Annotated in this window: 16 protein-coding genes, 1 pseudogene and 1 riboswitch; of the genes and pseudogenes, 5 read left to right on the top strand and 12 right to left on the bottom strand. The window is 65.2% G+C overall.

The annotated features are described in order from the left end of the window. The 12 genes from AC1DJT_RS21590 to AC1DJT_RS21535 all read right to left on the bottom strand — a co-directional run. Window positions 1–381 (bottom strand): iron chelate uptake ABC transporter family permease subunit (locus AC1DJT_RS21590; RefSeq protein ID WP_476834835.1); only part of this gene is annotated, 381 nt, incomplete at its 3' end. Window positions 382–440: 59 nt separating this feature from the next. After that, window positions 441–1286 (bottom strand): ABC transporter substrate-binding protein, encoded by an 846-nt coding sequence (locus AC1DJT_RS21585; RefSeq protein ID WP_476834834.1) that lies wholly within the window; start codon window positions 1284–1286, stop codon window positions 441–443. Between the two features lie 20 nt (window positions 1287–1306). Next, window positions 1307–3250 (bottom strand): TonB-dependent receptor plug domain-containing protein, encoded by a 1944-nt coding sequence (locus AC1DJT_RS21580; RefSeq protein WP_476834833.1) that lies wholly within the window; start codon window positions 3248–3250, stop codon window positions 1307–1309. Between the two features lie 120 nt (window positions 3251–3370). Further along, window positions 3371–3571: riboswitch (cobalamin riboswitch) on the bottom strand. Between the two features lie 17 nt (window positions 3572–3588). Next, complete coding sequence (gene ccoS, locus AC1DJT_RS21575; RefSeq protein WP_113515886.1) at window positions 3589–3765, bottom strand: cbb3-type cytochrome oxidase assembly protein CcoS; 177 nt, start codon at window positions 3763–3765, stop codon at window positions 3589–3591. Continuing rightward, window positions 3762–5969: a heavy metal translocating P-type ATPase gene (locus tag AC1DJT_RS21570; RefSeq protein WP_476768128.1), complete on the bottom strand. Its 2208-nt coding sequence runs from the start codon at window positions 5967–5969 to the stop codon at window positions 3762–3764. Before AC1DJT_RS21570 ends, ccoS begins: the two co-directional genes overlap by 4 nt. A 5-nt stretch (window positions 5970–5974) precedes the next feature. Continuing rightward, complete coding sequence (locus AC1DJT_RS21565; protein WP_441505883.1) at window positions 5975–6499, bottom strand: FixH family protein; 525 nt, start codon at window positions 6497–6499, stop codon at window positions 5975–5977. Window positions 6500–6533: 34 nt separating this feature from the next. Beyond that, window positions 6534–7970: a cytochrome c oxidase accessory protein CcoG gene (ccoG, locus tag AC1DJT_RS21560; RefSeq protein ID WP_441505882.1), complete on the bottom strand. Its 1437-nt coding sequence runs from the start codon at window positions 7968–7970 to the stop codon at window positions 6534–6536. 1 nt (window position 7971) lies between these two features. Then, window positions 7972–8859: a cytochrome-c oxidase, cbb3-type subunit III gene (gene ccoP / locus AC1DJT_RS21555; RefSeq protein ID WP_441505881.1), complete on the bottom strand. Its 888-nt coding sequence runs from the start codon at window positions 8857–8859 to the stop codon at window positions 7972–7974. 3 nt (window positions 8860–8862) lie between these two features. After that, a complete protein-coding gene (locus AC1DJT_RS21550) occupies window positions 8863–9018 on the bottom strand; it encodes a cbb3-type cytochrome c oxidase subunit 3 (protein WP_043235436.1) in 156 nt (51 codons plus the stop codon). A gap of 11 nt (window positions 9019–9029) precedes the next feature. Beyond that, window positions 9030–9794: a cytochrome-c oxidase, cbb3-type subunit II gene (gene ccoO, locus AC1DJT_RS21545; RefSeq protein ID WP_441505880.1), complete on the bottom strand. Its 765-nt coding sequence runs from the start codon at window positions 9792–9794 to the stop codon at window positions 9030–9032. Window positions 9795–9805: 11 nt separating this feature from the next. Continuing rightward, window positions 9806–11473: a cytochrome-c oxidase, cbb3-type subunit I gene (gene ccoN / locus AC1DJT_RS21540; RefSeq protein ID WP_476834832.1), complete on the bottom strand. Its 1668-nt coding sequence runs from the start codon at window positions 11471–11473 to the stop codon at window positions 9806–9808. Between the two features lie 174 nt (window positions 11474–11647). Continuing rightward, on the bottom strand, window positions 11648–12400 hold the full coding sequence (locus AC1DJT_RS21535; protein WP_441505878.1) for a helix-turn-helix domain-containing protein: 753 nt from the start codon (window positions 12398–12400) through the stop codon (window positions 11648–11650). A gap of 52 nt (window positions 12401–12452) precedes the next feature. Between AC1DJT_RS21535 and AC1DJT_RS21530 the strand changes: the two genes are divergently transcribed. The 5 genes and pseudogenes from AC1DJT_RS21530 to AC1DJT_RS21510 all read left to right on the top strand — a co-directional run. Further along, the gene (locus AC1DJT_RS21530; RefSeq protein ID WP_476834831.1) at window positions 12453–12974 is read left to right on the top strand and encodes a hypothetical protein; all 522 of its coding nucleotides are present in this window, start codon (window positions 12453–12455) and stop codon (window positions 12972–12974) included. Between the two features lie 106 nt (window positions 12975–13080). Further along, window positions 13081–13785, top strand: coding sequence for a glutathione S-transferase N-terminal domain-containing protein (locus AC1DJT_RS21525; protein ID WP_476768126.1), 705 nt, complete (start codon window positions 13081–13083; stop codon window positions 13783–13785). Window positions 13786–14105: 320 nt separating this feature from the next. Then, window positions 14106–15557 carry a bifunctional 2-methylcitrate dehydratase/aconitate hydratase gene (locus AC1DJT_RS21520; protein ID WP_476834830.1) on the top strand — a complete coding sequence of 484 codons (1452 nt, stop codon included), beginning with the start codon at window positions 14106–14108 and terminating at the stop codon, window positions 15555–15557. Between the two features lie 6 nt (window positions 15558–15563). Continuing rightward, a complete protein-coding gene (gene prpB / locus AC1DJT_RS21515) occupies window positions 15564–16496 on the top strand; it encodes a methylisocitrate lyase (RefSeq protein WP_476834829.1) in 933 nt (310 codons plus the stop codon). A 106-nt stretch (window positions 16497–16602) separates the two neighbouring features. Continuing rightward, a pseudogene (locus tag AC1DJT_RS21510) lies at window positions 16603–16903 on the top strand (Bug family tripartite tricarboxylate transporter substrate binding protein); the annotation flags it as partial.

The following is a 16903-nucleotide window of genomic DNA, read 5'->3' as shown; positions in this document are numbered from 1 at the left end:
CCCCAGGAAGGCATAGAGCAGAAGCGTCGCCATTGCGGCGCCGGCCATGCCGCCCAAGGGGAGGGCGAGCGCCATCGTCGCCGACAAGCCGCTGTAGAAGACCACGACCGCGCCGAAGGCGGCGGCGCTTGAAATTCCGAGGATTCCGGGTTCGGCAAGCGGATTGCGCAGCAGGCCCTGCATGGCGGCGCCGGCAAGCCCGAGACTGAAACCGACGAGCGCGCCCAGCAGCGCGCGCGGCAAGCGCAGCTCGACAAGGACGAGCGCCGGCAGGGTCTTCCGTCCGGCGAGGGCGTCGGCGAGGGCCGCCTTGATGTCGAGTGGGGCATAACCCACCGCCATGGAAACGAGCATCATGGCCAGCATCAACAGGGCCAGCATGACAATGAGCCGCCCCAGCTTCGGCGTCGTCGCTCGTACCGTTTCCTGAACCCCCAATGTCATGAGCGCGATCCTTGCGTACGGGAGGCGGCAAGCAGCTCGATCGCATCGAGCACGGCCGGTCCGGCGCAGGTCCAGAGTTTCGAGGGGAGGGCGACGAGCCTGACCCGCTCGCCGAGCTTCGTCAGGAGCGGATGATGAAGGATCTCATGGGCGAGCGAGGGCGGCCCGCCCGGCGTGGTGTTGAGGATCAGCATGTCGGCCTGTCCGAGCGCGACGGTCTCCAGCGCGATCTGGCCGTAATTGTCGATGCCGAGTTCGGCGGCGAGATTGGTCAGGCCGGCGCGGGTCAGGATCTCGTCCACCAGCGAGCCGCGCCCGACCGTGAACCCGTTCGGCCGCAGGACCAGCGCCCTGGGATGGCCCGTGCTTTGGTTGGCGGCGAGCGTGTCGAGGCGCCGGTCGATCGCTGCGATCAGGGCCGCGCCGCGTTCTGGCTCGCCGAGCAGGGCCGCCATCTCGGCGATCTGGGCACGCATTTCAGCGAGATTGCGCGGCACCCCGAATTCGCGGACGGGAACACCGGCCTTCTTCAGCAGCGCGACCGTGCTGCGCGTCGTGTAGGCGCCAGCGATGATCAGATCGGGCTTGTAGCTCAGCACCTCCTCCACCAGACCGTGATTGGCCGGGATGGTCTTGGCAATCTCGGCCATGTTGGCGTTGCGCGGGTCCTGCGAGAGCCAGGTGACCGAGGCGATGCGCTCGCGCTGGGCGAGCCGCAGCACCAGTTCGTCCGTGCACATGTTGAGCGAGACGATGCGGGATGGCTTGGCCGGCGTTTCGGCGGCCGTCAGGCCGCCGAAACCGAGCAAGAGGCYAAGCGCCAGAACGGCGCCGCGAGTCATCGCGCGGGCCGCCCAAGGCTTCACAGCGTTACCTTCAGGCCGCCATAGGCGCTCAGACCCGGCACCAGGAAGCCGACGGGGTTCTCGTAGCGCTTGTCCAGCAGGTTATCGATGCGGCCGAAGACACTGAGCCTGTCCGTCGCCTTGTACTCGGCGGCGAGATTGACGATGGCCGCACCCGGCGCCCGCATGCGCGAGATCGAGAAGTCACGGTTTCCGTCGACGCGCTCACCCACATAGATCAGCGTCGCCGAAAGGGTGAGCTTGTCAACCGGGGTCCAGCTCGCCGTCACGCTGGCCTTGTGACGGGGACGGCGCAGCAGTTCCTGCCGGGCGATGTCGTCCTTGGCGATGGTGAAGGTGTAGTCGGCCCGCACCTTGAACTGCGGCGAGATTTCGAGCGCGGTAAAGGCCTCCACCCCCTTGGTCGTGGCCTTGCCGATATTGGCATAGGAGTTCCGCGCCACGTTGGTGACGATCAGGTTCTCGATGTCGTTGTGGAAATAGGTGGCGCCGAACCGGACCTTGTCATCGAGGAGAGGCTGCTCGAAGCCAAGATCCCAGCCGCGGCTTTCTTCCGGCTTCAGGTTGGGATTGCCGAAGAAGTTGAAGGCCGGGCGAGAATCGCTGAAACGCTCGCTCAGGGTCGGGGCCTTGAACCCCGTGCCATAGCTCCCCTTCAGCTTGGTTTCGATTTCCGGCACGATATAGGCTGGCGCGAAGCGGTAGGTCGTGTGGCCGCCAAAGGTCTCGTCATCGTCGTAGCGGATGTTCGAGACCATGAAGAGCCGGTCGCCGAAATTCGACTGGAGTTCGGCAAAGGCGCCCGTATTGCCGTTGGATGCCGTGAGCGCGCGGGTTTCCAGCCGTTCGCGCTCGTATTGCAGACCCATCACCAGGGTCTGCCCCTTCATCAACTCAAGGTCGCCGCGCCAGTCGACCTTGGTGCGCTCGCCGAGATTCTCCGTCGGCAGGCCGAGGATACCAATCGCATTCGGCGTGCGGCCGGTGCGGTCCTGATTGCTGTAGGACAGGCCGAAGCGATTGACGAAGCGCCCACCAAGCGGATCCCAGACGACCTCTCCGCGGGTGAAGGCCTGCTTGTAGTCCTGGCTGCTGCGGAAGCTGCTGGGCGTGCTCGGAAAGCCGGAATCGCCGGTGAAGAGCAGGTAGCCGTCAGTGTAGCGGCCGACCCAGTTCAGCGACAGCGTATCGGACAGCGCGACGCCGAACCGGGCCGAATAGGTCCAATTGTCGTAGGAATTCGGGTTGACGCGGCGCCCCGACGGCACGAGCCCGGGAGGCGTCACCGGGGTCGAATCCGATTTGAAATGGGCGATGCTGAGGGCGTAGTTGAAGCGGTCATCGCCGCCGCTGAGGCCGACCGACTGGTTGAAGGTGCCGTATGAGCCGGCCTCGGCTCGGGCCGTGAGCTTCGGCGGACCCTCGCCACGCTTGGTGGTGATCGAGATGACGCCGCCCAGCGCGTTGGCGCCGTAGAGGCCGCTTTGCGGTCCGCGCAGCACTTCGATGCGCTCGATGTCGTCGGTCAGCATCGAGCCGAAATCGAAGGAGCGGTTCGGGGTCGACGGGTCGTTGGCCTCGATGCCGTCGATCAATACCTTGACGTGGTTGGAGTTGGTGCCGCGGATGAWGACCGAGGTCAGCCCGCCCGGCCCGCCGGTCTGCACGATATTGAGGCCGGGAACGGCGGCGAGCGCCTGCGGCAGGGTCCGGCGCTGCTCGCGCTCGATATCGCCCGCGGTGATGACGGTCACGGAATTGGCGATCTCGCGCGCTGGCGTGGGTCGCGTCGTCGCGCTGACGACGATTTCGTCGAGGGCAATCGATTCGGTGGCTGACTGGGCGGAGGCCTGGCTGGGGGGGAGGGAGCCGGCGGAGACAAGGAGCGGCAGGGTGATGAGCAGCCGGCTGCGCCGGGCAACCTTGGGAGGACGGATCACGATGGAACCTCGGGCGTTGACGTCTGTGGCACGTCACCGCGAACGCGAGGCCCCGTCCGCTGCCCTTAGCCAGCGTGCAGTTCAACAAGCGATCGAAACACCCCGTCCGAACGTGTTCGCGTGTGACCACGGCTGACGGCAGGTCTCCTGGCTCGCGGGTCGGTGCCTTGTCGCCGCCTTCCCAGGTCCGAGGGCCCCAGTGGCGTGTGGCGAAAGGCTCGCCGCTTACAGTTGCGGGGGCAGCCACGGCATTGAATGGCGAACCATCCGCACCGCATTCCCTTTTGATCCCCTAAGGGAACCGTCGCTGGCGAGGTAAGGCCGGAACGGCCGCTGCGTCAATGATCGTTGGTGCGGGTGTCCCCAGGCGAACGCAGGTCGTCATCCCTCAAAATGCGCCAGCTCGGTCCCTCGAGATCGCTGAACTGGCCGGTGCGCATGCACCAGAAGAAGGCCGCCAACCCCAGCAGTCCGAGACCGAGCGCCAGGGGGAACAGGATCACCAGGATATTCATGACGCCACTCCCGTATTCTGCCGCGACAGGCCGCGTCCCGCGCGCAGCGCGTTGAGCGTGACCACCAGTGACGATCCCGACATCGCGACGGCTGCGACGAGCGGCGTCGCGAAGCCCGCGACGGCAATCGGCACCGCGACGGCATTGTACAGCACCGCAAACCAGAGGTTTTCCAGCATGAGGTTGCGCGCCCTGCGGGCGATGCGCAGGCTGTCGGCGACCGGCATCAAGCTGTCGCCGATGAAGACAATGTCGGCCGAGGCCTGCGCCAGGTCGGTCGCGCTGATCGGCGAGATCGAAACATGGGCCTTGGCAAGGGCCGGAGCGTCGTTGAGCCCGTCGCCGATCATCAGCACCTTGCGCCCCTTGGCGCTGAGCCGGTCGAGCGCCTTGAGCTTCTCGTCGGGACGCAGGCCGGCTTCGGCCTCCGTGATACCGAGGGCCGAGGCGACCGGCGCGACAGCTTCGCTTCGGTCGCCGGAGAGAATGCGGATCTCGAGGCCGAGACCGCGTAGCGCGGCGATACAGTCGCGCGTCTCCGGCCGGATCTTCTGATCGACCGCGAAGATGGCGCATTCAGTGCCATGGCGCCAGGCGATCAGGGAGGCTGAGGGATGGCGCGCGGCGACGATGGCGGCTTCCGCCCCGGCCTCGCAATAAGCGACGCTGCCGAGACGGGTCTCGATCCCATCCACAATCGCGCTCAGGCCTGCGCCGTGATTTTCGCTGACATCGCTCGCAGGAGCAGGATGGCCGGCGGCACGGGCGATGGCGCGGGCGAGAGGGTGGCGGCTCGCGGCTGCCAGCCTGCCCGCCGCCTGCAAGGTTGCGGTATCGATCTCAGCGCCATTGACCAGATCGGGGTCCGGCAGGGTGAGGGTGCCGGTCTTGTCGAAGACAGCGACATCGGCTTCGGCCAGGCGCTCCAGCGCATCGCCCTGTTTCAGCATGACCTTGCGCTTGAACAGGGCAGACGCAGCAACGACCTGCACGGCCGGAATCGCCAGCCCCAGCGCGCAGGGGCAGGTGATGATCAGGACGGTGATGGCGATGATCAGTGCTTCGGGCCAGGGCAGGCCGAAGGCCATCCAGCCCAGCAGGGTCGCGAGCGCCGTGGCGTGGACGAGAGGGGCGTAGACCCTTGCCGCCCGATCGGAAAGCTTGACATAGCGGGAGCGGCTTTCGACCGCGCGCGCCATCAGGGCATCGATCTCGTCGAGCAGGGTGCCGCTGGCTGCGGCTTCGACCTTGACGGTCAGGGCCCCGGAGAGGTTCACGGTGCCGGCATAGACCTGCGCGCCGGCCATGACGGCATGCGGCAGGGTTTCACCGGTGACGAGGCTCTGGTCGATTTCGGAGGAGCCGGTCTCGATGATGCCATCGACACTGACGCGCTCGCCCGGCTGGATCAGGACGCGGTCGCCGGGCACGATGGCCGCGATCGGCGTCACCATCGCCTCGCCATTCGGCATCAGCCGGGTCGCGGTTTCGGCCTTCAACGCGGCAAGATTGCCAGCGAGGTCGCGCGTGCGGCGGCGCATCAGCTGGTCGAGATAGCGCCCGATCAGCAGGAAGAAGATCAGCATCACCGCGCCGTCGAAATAGGCATGCTCGGCGTGATTCCAGGTCACCACCACCGACATGCCGAGCGCGAGCACGATGCCGAGCGTGATCGGCACGTCCATGTTGACGGCGCGGGCGCGCAGAGCCCGGAGCGCACTCTCGAAGAAGGGGCGGCCGGCATAGGCGGCGGTTGGCAGGGCAATCAGCGCCGAGAGCCAGTGAAAGAAGTCGCGCGTGACCGGATTGATGTCGCTGCTATTGCCCGACCAGACCGAGACGGAGAGCAGCATGATGTTCATCGAGGCGAAGCCGGCGACGCCGAGATAGCGCAGCAGCCGCCTTTCCTCGCTTGTGTCGTCCTCACGGCCGGAGGCGGGCAGGAAAGGGTAGGCCTTGAAGCCGAGCCGGGAGAGGCGCTCGATCACGGCCTCTGGGCGCAGTACGCCTTCCGTCCATTCCACCGTGACGCGCTTCAGCGCGAGATTGACCCGGGCGCTGAGGATACCGGTCTCATGGGCAAGGCCGTTCTCGATCGCGTGCATGCAGCCGGCGCAGCGGATGTTCTCCACCGCGAGTTCCATGCCCGCGACGCCGCTTTCGCGATGGCGGATGAAGACGGAGAGATCCTGCTGCGCGGCCATGAGCCTCACTCCTTCAGCATCATGCGGCTGCGGGAGGAGAAGGCCGGGTCCCGATCGCGCTTTGCCTCGACCACCAGGGTCCAGGCGCCGGCATGCAGCCCCGGCACCGTCGCGGAATAGTGGCCCGGGGCAGTTTCGGTCAGCGTCACCTCGCGGTCCTGCTGCCGCGTCGCCGGGTGCTGGAGCTTCGCCTCGACTGCGAGCCCTGTGACAGCTGCGCCCGCCTTGTCCTTCAGCAAGAGCGAAACGACCGCGTCGGCGCCGGCACGCACGACCTCGCTCTGGGCCAGCCAGCCGCGTGCGGCCTGGGCCTGCATGCGCGCGATCTCGCCGTTGAAGCGCTGGCTGGTCTCGTAGGCGCTCTTCACATCGGCGCCGGGCATCGTCCGGATGGCCGAGACCATCATCACGCCATTGACGCCCGCGACCACGATGAAGAAGCCGATCATGCCGAAGAGCACGGCACGCCCGCTGAGCTCGAAGGGCCGGCGCCGAGTTGGCGCCGGTGGGGCTGGAAAATCGATCGGCATGATGAAGCCTCCGCAACAGGTCATGATGCGTTCTCTAGGGAGCGATGAAATGATCCCCGGCGGTCACGACCTCTCCGGCGAACAGGTCGGATGCGGTGAAGGTGATCGTCTGGGATTTGTCGAGAGGAATGCCGGCCGGCACTGTCACCAGCGCGCGGATCTCGCGCGAGGAATCGGGGTCGACCGTGATGATCGGGCGAAGATCGGCCGTCGCCTGGGTTCCGACGGTCTCGACCCGGATACCGGGCAGGCCGGAGACGGTGAGCGCGAAGGGACGGGAATCCGGGCGTTTGTTCAGCAGGCGGATGGTGTAGGCGTTGCGGATCGAGCCGTCGCTGAGCGTCACGAAGAGCGGGGTGCGCTCGTGCAGCACGGAGATTCCCGCCGTGCTGCGGGTTGCGAGCTGGTAGATCATGGCTCCGCCGACGAGCCCGATCAGCGCGGTGTAGATCAGGGTGCGGGCGCGGATCAGGCGATAGACCGGCTTCTGGCCAGCGATACGCCGCTTGACGTTGTCGTCGGTGTCATAGGCGATCAACCCGGCCGGGCGGTTGATCTTGAGCATGACCGTATCGCAGGCATCGATGCACAGGCCGCACTGGATGCAGTCCATCTGCGAGCCATCGCGGATGTCGATACCCGTCGGGCAGACCGCGACGCACTGGTAGCAGTCGATGCAATCGCCAGCCGGCTCGTTGGCGGCACGCAGGCGCGTGGCCTGCTTGACCGAGACGCGCGGATCGCCGCGATCGTAGCGATAGGTGACGTTGAGGGCGTCGTCGTCGGTCAGCGCTGCCTGGATGCGCGGCCAGGGACACATGAAGGTGCAGACCTGCTCGCGCATGATCCCGGCGAGCGCATAGGTGGTGAAGGTCAGGATGCCGATCCAGACATAGGCCGAGAGCGGAGCCGTGAAGGTCGCGAGTTCCCGCACCAGGGTTGGCGCATCCGCGAAATAGAGCACCCAGGCGCCGCCGGTCCACCAGGCGATCACGAGCCAGACCAGGTGCTTGCCGGTTTTCCGGGCGAGTTTGTCGGCGGTCCAGGGCCCCTCGTCGCGCTTCATCCGCTCGCGCCGGTCGCCCTCGAAGGCGCGCTCGACGGCGAGGAAGAGGTCGGTCCAGACGGTCTGCGGGCAGAGATAGCCGCACCAGACCCGGCCAGCGACGGCATTCATCAGGAACAGCATGAAGGCGGCCAGGATCAGCAGGCCGGTGAAGTAGTAGACCTCCTGCGGCCAGATCTCGATGAAGAAGAAATAGAAGCGGTTATTGGCGATGTCGGCGAGCACTGCCTGGTTCGGCAGGTTGGGGCCGCGGTCCCAACGCAGGAAGGGCAGGAGATAGTAGATGCCGAGGCAGAGGACGAGGATGAGCCACTTGGCGCGCCGGAACGGGCCCGACACGCTCTGTGGGTAAACTTTCTTCGACGGCGCGAAGAGCGGAGCGTCTTCGCTTTCCGCGAGTGCCATGTCATTGGCCTCCGCCGAGCGAGTGGACATAGACGGTCAGCGCCTTGATCGTGGTCGGGTCGAGACGCTGGCCCCAGGCGGGCATGACGCCGTTGCGGCTGTTGGTGATGGTCTCGGTCAGGGACGCGAGATCCATGCCGTAGAGCGAGATGGCGTCGGTCAGGTTCGGCGCGCCGAGCTCTTGATTGCCCTTGCCGGCAGGCCCATGGCAGGCCGCGCAATTATCGGCGAAGAGCTTGCGGCCGAGTGCGAGGTCAGCCTTGGGGGCAGTCGACAGTCCGGCCAGTTCGCGCACATGGTTGGCGACCGCGCTGATCTCGTCCCTCTTCAGCATGCCGTCGCGCCCGAAGGCCGGCATCTGGCTGACGCGGGTGTCGTTGTTGCCGGCGACGCGGATGCCGTGCTGCAGCGTGGTCTGGATCGCGGCAAGCGAGCCGCCCCAGAGCCACTCGTCGTCATTCAGGTTGGGATAGCCCTTGGCGCCGCTGCCGCCGACGCCGTGGCAGGCGGCGCAATTGTCGCCGAAGGCGGCCTTGCCCTGTGCCATGGCGACGCGAAACAGGGCGGGGTCGGCCTTGATCTGCTCGAGCGAGGCGTCGGCGAGGCCGCTGGCCAGCGCGGCGCGATCCTTGCGCATGACCGCGAGATCGTCCTCGATCTCCTGTCGCGAGGCGTAGCCGATGACGCCCCTGGTCGCGTCGGTCAGCAGCGGCCAGGCCGGGTAGATGACCCAGTAGCCGACCGACCAGATGATCGTGGCGTAGAAGATGCCGAGCCACCAGCGTGGCAGCGGGGTGTTGAGCTCGCGGATGCCGTCCCACTCGTGACCGGTGGTCGACTGGCCGGTGGCGGCATCGAATTCCGAGGCAGGGTCGTGATGCTTGTTCATGGCTCAGTCCTCCCGCAGGGGAGTGCGGGCGGCCTCGTCGAAGCGCGCGCGGTTGCTCGGCCAGAGCGCGTAGAGGCAAATGGCCAGAAAGGTGCCGACGAAGTAGAGTAGGCCGGCGGATTGGGCGAAGCCCGCGAGCCAATGGTAGGTCGAATCCATGGTGCCCTCGCTCAACGGATGTTGGCCTTGGTGTCGTAGAGCTTGAAGTCGACGAGCGTGCCGAGGACCTGCAGGTAGGCAATCAGCGCATCGGCTTCGGTGACCCGCTTGGGATCGCCGTCGAAATCGCGAATCTGGACCTTGGGGTAGCGCGCTTCGAGTTCGGCCGCCTTGGGGTGGTCGGGCGTGGCCTGGGCCTCGAGGTCGCTCGCGGCTTGCGCGATCATCTCGTCGGTATAGGGCACGCCGCCGCCGCGATTGGCGCGCAGGTGATCGGCGATGTCACCGAAACGAAGCTCGGTTTTCGCCAGGAAGGGGTAGCCCGGCATGATCGACTGCGGCACCAGCGCGCGCGGCTGGTTGAGGTGGCCGAGATGCCATTCGTCGGAATACTTGCCGCCGACGCGGGCGAGATCCGGACCGGTCCGCTTCGAGCCCCACTGGAAGGGCTTGTCGTACATGCTCTCGGCTGCCAGCGAGTAGGGTCCATAGCGCTCGATCTCGTCGCGCAGCGGCCGGATCATCTGGCTATGGCAGTTGTAGCAGCCCTCGCGGACATAGATGTCGCGGCCGGCGAGCTCCAGCGGCGTATAGGGCCGCATGCCTTCGACCTTCTCGATCGTGTTGCGGAGGTAGAAGAGCGGCGCGATCTCGACGAGACCGCCGACCGAGATGACCAGCAGCACGCCGATCACCAGGATGATCGAGTTGGTCTCGAAGATCTTGTGCTTGAGCCAGAGCGACTTGCGCGGAGCCGGGTTTTCAATGCTCGACATCTGAGCGTTCCTTACTGCGCGGGGACGAGCTGCGGCTGCAGTGCATGGTCATCGCTCGGGGCGTCGACCGTGCCGTGCCTGACCGTCATCCAGAGATTGAAGGCCATGATCAGCGCCCCGGTCAGGAAGAGCCCGCCACCGAGCGCCCTGATGACGTAGTAGGGCTTCATCGCAGCCACGGTTTCGATGAAGGAGTATTCGAGGAAGCCGAGCGAGGTGTAGGCGCGCCACATCAGGCCCTGCATGATCCCGGAGACCCACATCGCCGAGATGTAGAAGACGATCCCTAGCGTCGAGATCCAGAAGTGCCAGTTGACGAGCTTCAGCGAATACAGCTCACGCCGGTTCCAGAGCCACGGCACGAGGCAGTAGATCGCGCCGAAGGAAATATAGGCGACCCAGCCAAGCGCGCCGGAGTGGACATGCCCGATCGTCCAGTCGGTGTAGTGCGAGAGCGAGTTCACTGCCTTGATCGACATCAGCGGACCTTCGAAGGTCGACATGCCGTAGAAGGCGAGCGAGACCACCATCATGCGCAGCACGGGGTCGGTGCGCAGCTTGTCCCAGGCGCCTGACAGCGTCATCAGCCCGTTGATCATGCCGCCCCAGGAGGGCATCCAGAGCATGATCGAGAAGGTCATGCCGAGGGTCTGCGCCCAGTCGGGCAGGGCGGTGTAGTGCAGGTGGTGCGGCCCGGCCCAGATGTAGAGGAAGATCAGCGCCCAGAAATGGATGATCGAGAGACGGTAGCTGTAGACCGGGCGACCGGCACGCTTCGGCACGAAATAGTACATGATCGCGAGGAAGCCGGCGGTGAGGAAGAAGCCGACCGCGTTATGGCCGTACCACCACTGGAACATCGCATCCTGGACGCCGGACCAGACGACATAGGATTTCGGTGAGAGGATCGAGACCGGCAGCGCCAGATTATTGCCGATATGCAGGACGGCGATGGTCAGGATGAAGCCAAGATAGAACCAGTTCGCCACGTAGATGTGCGGCTCTTTGCGTTTGGCCAAGGTCGCGAGGAATACCAGCAGATAGACCACCCAGACGATGGTCAGCCAGAGATCGGCATACCATTCGKGCTCGGCGTATTCCTTGCCCTGAGTGATGCCGAGCAGATAGCCGGTGCCGGCGAGCACAATGAAGAAGTTGTAGCCGAGGACGACGAACCACGGCGCGATGTCACCGGCCAGACGCGCACGCGAGGTGCGCTGCACGACATAGAAGGACGTGCCGATCAGCACATTGCCGCCGAAGGCGAAGATCACCGCCGAGGTGTGAAGCGGGCGCATCCGGCCGAAATTCGTCCATGGCAGGTCGAAATTCAGGTCGGGGAAGGCGAGCTGAAGCGCGATGATCAGGCCGACTGTGAACCCGGCGATGCCCCAGACCATCGCGGCCACGGTCGCGAACTTGACCGGGTCCATATTGTAGTTCGGCTTGCCGTCGATCTCCTGTGGCGCGGGGCTCGGCGCCGGACTGAAGCAGCGATTGCCGATCAGGAACACCGCGACGAGCGAGGCGACCGCCGCAAGGCTGATATGGAAGGCATAGGCCGGATCGGGCGTCAGGGCGGCGATGATGAGCAGCGGCAACACGCAGCCCGCCGCCAATACGAGGCCTCCCATTTCTCCCGTCGTCGCGCGCCTGATCGGATACCCTGTCGCCGCCATGGCCAGCCCTCGTTTGCTGCAGCGCATCAATGCTGCCAATCGAGAGCGTTAGCGAAGCGGAGCGGGACGGGCCTTGATGCAGATCAACGCAACCTGAGGAGGGTTCCTTTGTTGCGCTGCGGAATCAGCAAGGGCGCCGTCCAACCGGCGCCCTTCAAGCTGCGGGAACTGCGATCAGGCCGCTGCGACCAGTTCCATATGGTCGGTGTTGAGCAGGCGCACGCCATCCGGCACGATCAGGATCGTCTTGTCCTTGGCGAGCTTGGTGAAGGTGCGGCTCACCGTTTCGATCGTCAGGCCGAGGAAATCAGCGATGTCCTGGCGGCTCATCGGCAGCGGCACGGTCACGGACGGCTTGCCGAGCTTGGCCCAGCGGTCGCGCATGGTGAGCAGGAAGCAGATCACCCGCTCTTCTGCGCTGCGGCGRCCGAGCAGCATCATCTGCTCCTGGGCCAGCGTGAGTTCATGGGTGGCGAACTCATGCAGGCGACGCAGCAGATGCGGCTTGGCATTGACCAGCGAGGCATAGGCCGAACGCGAGAAGGCGCAGGCCGAGACCGAGTCGACCGCATCGGCGGAAAAGCCGAAGGCATCGCGCATCGCCAATCCAAGGAAATCGCCCGGCAGCGCAAAGCCGATGATCTGTCGGCGTCCGTCCGGCAGCAGCTTGTAGAGCCGCACCATGCCTTCGACGATGTTGTAGACCGAATGCGCGGGATGGTCCTGAACGAAGACCGTTTCCTTGGCATCGAACGAGGTGTGATGGGAGAGAGCGTTGAGCTCTTCGAGCTCCTCGACGGATAGCGACGCGCACACGCTCGCGAGGCGGACCTTGCAGGCAAGGCATCCGCTGTCCCGTCTTGAATCGTTGCCGCAAGCGGCCTGCTGGCAGTCCACGCGTTCGTACCTCCGTGAACAAGGGAGCATCACACCTTGTTCCCAGTCATTCAAACCCTAGCCGGGACGGCGAGGGCGCTCCTTGATCTGCATCAATGCAGACGATTGGGTGTTCAACTCTGCTGACATATCTCCGCTCAGCAGTTCGGCAATCGTAATGGAAGATATTTTCGAGGCGGTACGCGTCACATCGCAGCAGGCACAGGCAGCCTATGCATTGATGGCGATGGCGAACCCGGGCCTCAGTATCAGTGACTGGGCGGCTTACTTACGCCGCTACGAGAAGGAGACAGGCCAGGAGCGCGGCCTGATTGCTCTGTATGACCGGCGTCGCTGCATCCACGGGATCTTCGCTTATGAGATCGCCCAGCCGCTTTCCCGGGAGGCGACKCTCAATGTCTCCGAATTGGCCTCGGTGCGCCTGCCCGGGACCGTCCTGATCGATGCCCTGATGCGTTTCGCCAATACTCTCGCCGGAGAGCTCAATCTTCCGGCCATCGCGCTCGAACTCGAGCCCTCTGCCGTCTGGGCGCAGGACCAGGTGGCCATGGAGCAGCGGGGCTTTGCGCTCGAACGGGTCAGGATGCGGGGACGGACCTGGTAACAGCTCACGAAATCGTCGCAGTGACACCAKGGGAATCTGGGTAGGGTCGCGCAGTGCCGCGGGAATCCGTTCACCGGGCGCCTGATTCGAGCCTATGGAGCCCCGGATGTCCGATCTTTCTGCCTTCCCGATAACCCAGCGCTGGCCGGCCCAGCATCCCGACCGCATCCAGCTCTATTCGTTGCCGACGCCGAATGGCGTGAAGGTCTCGATCATGCTGGAGGAGACCGGGCTGCCCTATGAGCCGCATACGATCAATATCGGGCAGAACGAGACCTGGACTGCGGAATTCCTGTCCCTCAATCCGAATGGCAAGATCCCTGCGATCATCGATCCCAATGGCCCGGGCGGCAAGCCGATCGGCCTGTTCGAGTCAGGGGCGATCCTGATCTATCTCGCGGAGAAGGCAGGCAAGTTCCTGCCGTCCGATCTGGCGGAGCGCTACGAGACCATCCAGTGGGTGTTCTTCCAGATGGCTGCTGTCGGGCCGATGTTCGGTCAACTCGGATTCTTCCATAAGTTCGCCGGGCGCGAATACGAGGACAAGCGTCCGCGTGACCGCTACGCGGCCGAGAGCAAGCGTTTGCTCGGCGTGCTCGAGACGCGTCTCGCCGGTCGCGACTGGATCATGGGCGATGCCTACACCATCGCCGACATCTCCCTGCTCGGGTGGGTCCGCAACCTCGTTGGATTCTATGGTGCGGGCGAACTCGTCGACTATTCCAGCCTGAAGCATGTGCCGGCCTGGCTGGAGCGTGGGCTCGCACGCCCTGCCGTTCAGCGCGGACTCGAGATTCCGAAACGGCCCTGAGGGCTTCGATGCAGCCGCAATCGCTGTGGCTGCATCCTGCTCTGATTCGTCAGATTTTCCTGAATCTTACGCCGGCTCCCTCAGGTCGGCTTGGAGCACTCGCCTGGTGATGTGGAGATGGGCGCGGACCAGGAATCGCTCAGCCAAGACGGAGAGCGCCAGCGGAGACACCACGGGCGCGCTCTCGATTATTGTCGACAGTATTTCATTATTTGGCGGATGAAGCTTGCCTTTAAGTCGGTCGCATGAAACATATGTCGACAATAATTCTCCGGCGGCGCTAGACGACCAGCCGGATCGGCGTGAGGAAATGCCCGTCCATGGCTCAATTCAACAACAATGAACGCCCTGCTCCGGATGGCGTGCTCGTCGATATCGCCGATTACGTCCTGAACTATCGTGTCGACAGTTCGCTGGCATACGAGACCGCCCGCAACTGCTTGCTCGACACGCTCGGCTGCGGGCTCGAGGCTTTGGAATACCCTGCCTGCACCAAGCTGCTCGGCCCGGTCGTGCCGGGGACCGTGGTCCCGAACGGCGCGCGCGTGCCCGGCACGCGCTATCAGCTCGATCCGGTCCAGGCCGCGTTCAATATCGGCACGATGATCCGCTGGCTCGATTTCAACGATTGCTGGCTCGCGGCGGAATGGGGCCATCCGTCCGATAATCTCGGCGGCATCCTGGCTGTGGCCGACTGGCTGTCACGGACCGCGGTTGCCTCCGGACGGCCGCCGCTGACCATGCGCGACGTGCTGACCGCGATGATCAAGGCCCATGAGATCCAGGGCTGTCTCGCGCTGGAAAATGCGTTCAACAAGGTGGGGATCGACCATGTCGTCCTGGTCAAGGTCGCCTCGACGGCAGTGGTCGCAGGGCTGCTCGGCCTGAACCGCGACGAGATCGTCAATGCGCTGTCACTTGCCTTCGTCGATGGGCAGGCCCTGCGAACTTATCGCCACGCACCGAATGCCGGCTCGCGCAAGAGCTGGGCGGCCGGTGATGCGACGAGCCGGGCAGTGAGGCTCGCCCTGATCGCCCGGACCGGCGAGATGGGCTATCCCTCGGTCCTGACGGCGAAGACCTGGGGCTTCTACGACGCCTCGTTCCGCGGCCAGGAGTTCAAGTTCCAGCGGCCTTACGGCTCCTATGTCATGGAGCATGTGCTGTTCAAGATTTCCTATCCGGCCGAGTTTCATGCGCAGACGGCCGTCGAAGCGGCGATGACGCTGCAGGCTCATCTCCAAAAGATCGGGCGCAGCAGCGACGACATCGCTTCGATCCGCGTCCGCACGCACGAGGCCTGCATCCGGATCATCGACAAGCGCGGGCCGCTGCATAACCCGGCCGACCGCGACCACACTCTACAATACATGGTCGCCGTGCCGCTGATCTTCGGGCGTCTCACCGCAGGCGATTACGAAGACGATATTGCCGCCGATCCGCGCATCGACGCGCTCCGGGACAAGATCGAATGCGTCGAGGATCCTGCTTTCACCCGCGATTATCATGATCCGGAAAAGCGCTCGATCGCCAACGCGATGACCATCACGCTGAAGGACGGCACGGTGTTGCCCGAACTGGTGGTGGAATACCCGATCGGCCACAAGCGCCGCCGCTCCGACGGCATCCCGCTGCTCGAGGCCAAGTTCCGCACCAATCTCGCACGCCGCTTTGTCGAGAAACGCCAGCGCCRGATTCTCGATGTCTCGCTCGATCAGGCGCGGCTCGAAGCCATGCCGGTTCACGACTACGTCGACCTCTACGCGAACTGAGGCCCCATGCCCTATCTCGTTGCCTCCGATTGTCCTTCGCAGCCGGCCGGCGAGCGCTTTCGCGCGCTGGTCGGGCAGGGTGGCATCCTCCGGTTGCCGGGCAGCCATAACGGCATGGCGGCCCTGCAGGCGAAGGCCGCCGGTTTCGAGGCGCTCTATCTCTCGGGCGCGGCAATGACGGCGTCGATGGGGCTGCCCGATCTCGGCATCATCACCGTCGACGAGGTTGCCTTCTTCATCCGGCAGGTGGCGCGGGCCAGCGGTTTGCCGGTGCTGGTCGACGGCGACACCGGCTATGGCGAGGCCCTCAACGTCATGAACATGGTCCGCGCCTTCGAGGACGCGGGCGCGGGCGCGGTCCATATCGAAGACCAGTTACTGCCGAAGAAATGCGGCCATCTCAACGACAAGAAGCTCGCCGCCGCCCATGACATGGCGGCCAAGGTCGCGGCTGCGGTGAAGGCCCGCCGGCATCTTTACGTCATCGCCCGCACCGACGCCGCGGCGAGCGAGGGCATGGAGGGCGCGGTCGCACGCGCAAAGCTCTATCTCGAGGCCGGTGCCGACGCGATTTTCCCGGAGGCGCTGACCACCGCCGAGATGTTCAGGGAGTTCGCGCGCCGTGTGCCGGGCGTGCCGCTGCTCGCCAACATGACCGAGTTCGGACGCACGCCGTTCTTCACCGCCTCCGAGTTCGAGGCGATGGGCTACCGCATGGTGATCTGGCCCGTCTCCTCGCTGCGCGTCGCCAACAAGGCGCAGGAGCGGCTCTACGCCGCGCTGGCTCGCGATGGCGGCACTCATGGCATGGTCGAGCAGATGCAGACCCGCGCCGAACTCTACGCGACCATCGGGCTCCATGACTATGAGGCGCTGGATGCCTCGATCGTGGCGACCATCACGCCGGAAGCCATGCCGCAGCACGAGCGGAGCGCCTGACGACCAGCATGCGAGCCGGCGCGGGGCCGGCGACCAAGTTCCGCGCGTCGCGCGGCAAGACACGACCAGCCAGACAAGGCGGCGGCAACCCACGGGAGGAAACGAGATGTTGAGGCGTCTGATGACGACTGGCGCGCTGGCGCTGGTCCTGAGCACGGGCATGGCCACCGCCGAGCCGGCCAAGGTGATGATCCCGGCCAATCCGGGTGGAGGCTGGGATGGTGCCGGCCGCCACACGATGGCAGCTTTCGCGCAGTCGAAGATCTTCACCGATGGCGCGTCCTTCACCAACAAGGGCGGCGCTGCCGGCACGATCGGGCTTGCCGAATTCGTCCGCACCTCAAAGGGCGACGACAACGCGCTCCTGGTGACGGGCGTCATCATGGTCGGCGGCGTCATCACCAATC

Source organism: Allobosea sp. 05T422_2 (genome assembly GCF_056396265.1).
This window is presented reverse-complemented; position numbering and strand designations above follow the sequence as displayed.

Coding starts and splice junctions, on each gene's coding strand:
- ccoS (WP_113515886.1), bottom strand. CDS start 3,765: ATGAATATCCTGGTGATCCTGTTCCCCCTGGCGCTCGGTCTCGGACTG.
- AC1DJT_RS21570 (WP_476768128.1), bottom strand. CDS start 5,969: ATGGCCGCGCAGCAGGATCTCTCCGTCTTCATCCGCCATCGCGAAAGC.
- AC1DJT_RS21565 (WP_441505883.1), bottom strand. CDS start 6,499: ATGCCGATCGATTTTCCAGCCCCACCGGCGCCAACTCGGCGCCGGCCC.
- ccoG (WP_441505882.1), bottom strand. CDS start 7,970: ATGGCACTCGCGGAAAGCGAAGACGCTCCGCTCTTCGCGCCGTCGAAG.
- ccoP (WP_441505881.1), bottom strand. CDS start 8,859: ATGAACAAGCATCACGACCCTGCCTCGGAATTCGATGCCGCCACCGGC.
- AC1DJT_RS21550 (WP_043235436.1), bottom strand. CDS start 9,018: ATGGATTCGACCTACCATTGGCTCGCGGGCTTCGCCCAATCCGCCGGC.
- ccoO (WP_441505880.1), bottom strand. CDS start 9,794: ATGTCGAGCATTGAAAACCCGGCTCCGCGCAAGTCGCTCTGGCTCAAG.
- AC1DJT_RS21525 (WP_476768126.1), top strand. CDS start 13,081: ATGTCCGATCTTTCTGCCTTCCCGATAACCCAGCGCTGGCCGGCCCAG.
- prpB (WP_476834829.1), top strand. CDS start 15,564: ATGCCCTATCTCGTTGCCTCCGATTGTCCTTCGCAGCCGGCCGGCGAG.